This window comes from Streptomyces glaucescens (assembly GCF_002154375.1).
GTDB lineage: Bacteria > Actinomycetota > Actinomycetes > Streptomycetales > Streptomycetaceae > Streptomyces > Streptomyces glaucescens.
This window is the reverse complement of sequence record NZ_MUND01000341.1, coordinates 1-3,024: the sequence shown is the minus strand read 5'-3', so window position 1 is coordinate 3,024 and position 3,024 is coordinate 1. Positions and strand designations below refer to the sequence as shown.

The following is a 3,024-nucleotide window of genomic DNA, read 5'->3' as shown; positions in this document are numbered from 1 at the left end:
GGTGGTGGAGGTGGTCGGGGTCGGCGTCGCTCAGGTGGGCGCGGCCGGGGTGGGTGTGGAGGGCCTCGGCGGCGATGTCACGCAGGGCGGTACGGGTGCCGCTGCCGAAGTCCGGGATCGCGACGGCCACGTCGTAGTGGCCGTCGGCGCGCAGGGTGACGGCCGCCTGGGCGACATGCCCGTCGGCAGGGACGGTGTGCCGGGTGGCGACGGCCAGACCTTCGCCGACCAGGCGGCGTGGCCCTGCCCGCACGGGGCGGGTGCGCAGGCGCCGGTCGCGTACCCGGCCGAGGACGTCCAGGCAGTGGGCGAGGCCGGTGTCCATCACCGGGCTTCGTCCGCCGGCACCGGGAAAGGGCGCCGGCGCGCCAGGTGGCAGGTAGGCCCGGGCGCGGATGGCCAGGGGGGCCAGGTGCAGACGGCGGGCCAGTTCGTCGAGGGCGGATTCGACGGCGAAGGTGAGCTGGCCGGCGCCGTAGCCGCGGAACGCGCCGGCGGGCGGGTTGTTCGTGCGTACGCAGTAGCCGTCCACGGTCAGGTTGGCACAGCGGTAGTGGGCGAGGGCCTCGGTGCAGGCGACGGTGAGGACGGAAGGGCCCTGGTTGCCGTAGGCGCCGGTGTCGCAGACGACGCGCAGCTTCAGGGCGGTGAGCGTGCCGTCGCGGCGCGCGCCGATGGTGACCGTGACGTGGAAGGGGTGGCGGGTGGTGGTGGCGGTGAGTTCGTCGGTACGGGTGTTCTCCAACTGGACGGGACGGCCGGTGCGCAGGGTGGCGAGCAGGGCGATGTCCTCGGTCTGCAGATCCTGTCCCCGGCCGAAGGAACCGCCCAGGCGGCCCGCGGTGACGCGCAGACGGTCCGGCGCGAGCCCGAACACTTCACACAGTCGCCGCCGCGCCAGGTGCGGAGCCTGCGTGGCCGAATGAAGACGCAGGCGGCCGTCCGGATCGGTCCAGGCGCGGCTGGCATGGCATTCCAGGGCCGTGTGCTGCACCCGCTGCGTGTGGAAGACACCCTCATGGACGACGTCCGCTTCGGCCAGTCCCCGCTCGGTGTCTCCGGCGGTGTGATGGAACTCGCCGGCGATGTTCCCGTCCTCATGGACGCGCACCCCCTCTTCGCGGAGGGCCTGATCGGGATCGGTGACGGCGGGCAGCACCTGGTAGGTGACGCGGACCAGCCGTGCGGCTTCCGCGGCGGTGGCGGGGTGGTCGGCGACGACCGCGGCGACACGCTGCCCGGCATGGCGCACGACGTCGTCCAGGACGCGGGTGTCGGCCGGATCGTCACCGGTGTTCTCGTGCAGCGCCGTGGAATAGCGGGTGCGGGGGGCGTCGTGGTGGGTGAGGACGGCGTGGACGCCGGGTACGGCCAGCGCGGCGCTGGTGTCGATCCCGACGATACGCGCGTGCCGGTGCGGGGAGCGCACCAGCGCCAGGTGCAGCAGACCGTCCGGCTCGGGGACGTCCAGCGTGAAGCGCGCGGTGCCCGTGACGATGCCGAGGGCGCTCGGGTCCCGGTCGTCGCCGGGGTCCGGTGCGGGGTCTGCTGTGAGATCCGGCGCGGGCACGGGCGCGGGTTCTCGCGCGTGGCCGGCGTGGGCGGTCCGTACCGCCTCCTCGATGGACCGGTAGCCGGTGCACCGGCACAGATTGCCCTTCAGAGCCTGCGGCAGGTCGGCGAGCTGTTCCGGGGTCAGGGCGGCGGTGGTCATGATGAACCCGGGGGCGCAGTAGCCGCACTGGAAGGCGTGCGACCGGCAGAACGCCTCCTGCACGGGATGCCCGACTCCGCTGTCGGCGGCGGTGTCTCCGGCGCCGGCTCCGGCAGCGTCCCAGGCACTGTGTCCGGCCCGGCCGTCGGCGGCCAGGCCCTCGATGGTCGTCACCGTGCGACCGTCGGCACGGTGGGCCGGATACAGGCAGCTGTGCACGGCCAGACCGTCCACGTGCACGGTGCACGCGCCGCAGTCTCCCGTGTCGCAGCCCTTCTTCACCCCGGTCAGTCCGCGCTCGCGCAGGTAGGTGCGCAGGCACTGCCCGGGCCTCGGCGGCTCCTGTGCCTCCTGGCCGTTGACACGCACGCGGAAGACCATGGCCTACCGCTCCTCCGTCAGCTCGCGCCGGACCTCTTCGGCCAGGAGCCCGGTCAGGTGGCGACGCCGGTCGGCCCGGCCGTGGACGTCCTCGAGGAGGAGATTGGGTGTCAGCTTCCCGGCCAGGCGGCCGGTCAGTTCGGCGGCGGACGGCGGCCTGCGGAAGGAGACGGACACCGGGCGCGTCGTGGCGGCCGTCACCGAGACGGTCAGCCGACCGGCGGCATCGCGGGTTCCCGTCACCAGGGCCACCGACCTGCCCCACGGGTGCGTGCTCACGCGCTGCATCGTGCTGCGCTCGGCCAGCGCGGCGGCGGGCAGTGCGACGGAGCGCAGCAGCTCGCCGGGGAGCAGTGCCGTGACCCCGGGGGCGATCACGAAGTCCTCGGCGGACACGGCACGTTCACCGCCGTCCGGGCCGAGCACCCGGCAGGTCCCGCGCAAGGCCACGGACAGGGAGACCATGGGCCCGGCGGGCAGGGCCGAGCACAGGTTGCCGCCCACGGTCGCGGTGTTCCAGATCTTGAAGGAGGAGGAGAACGCGCGGCAGCAGGCGGCGATGAGCGCTCGCCCGGCCGGCCAGGGGGCACCGGGTGCTTCGGCGAACGACAGCAGCTCGGCGACGGTGCAGGTCGCCGCGATCTCGATCCCGTCCTCGGTCACCGAGAGCGGTGGCCAGCCATGGGTGCTCAGATCGCGCAGCCGCCGCAGGCCGGGCCGGGGCTCGGCGAACAGGGTGGTGCCGCCGGCGAGCCAGGCGTCCCCCGGCCGCCACGGCAGCGTGCTCCGCCCGTCGACGACCTCGCGTACCGCCGTCAGGTCCATGGTTCCTCCTGCCGAGCCACCGGATGAGCGATCAGATCGTGACGCGGGCGCGCCCACGGGCGCACAGCTAGGGGGTGTCGTCACACTCCCGTCTGCCCCGCGAC

General features: G+C 74.0%; 2 protein-coding genes. Both read right to left on the bottom strand.

Annotation, left to right across the window (positions count from 1 at the left end; all coding sequences use genetic code 11):
- A partial coding sequence (locus CCN42_RS22275) for a molybdopterin-dependent oxidoreductase (RefSeq protein WP_086738168.1) occupies positions 1 to 2,095 on the bottom strand: 2,095 nt, incomplete at its 3' end.
- A 3-nt stretch (positions 2,096 to 2,098) separates the two neighbouring features.
- Positions 2,099 to 2,920 carry an FAD binding domain-containing protein gene (locus CCN42_RS22270; RefSeq protein WP_086738166.1) on the bottom strand — a complete coding sequence of 274 codons (822 nt, stop codon included), beginning with the start codon at positions 2,918 to 2,920 and terminating at the stop codon, positions 2,099 to 2,101.
- Between the last annotated feature and the right edge of the window lie 104 nt (positions 2,921 to 3,024).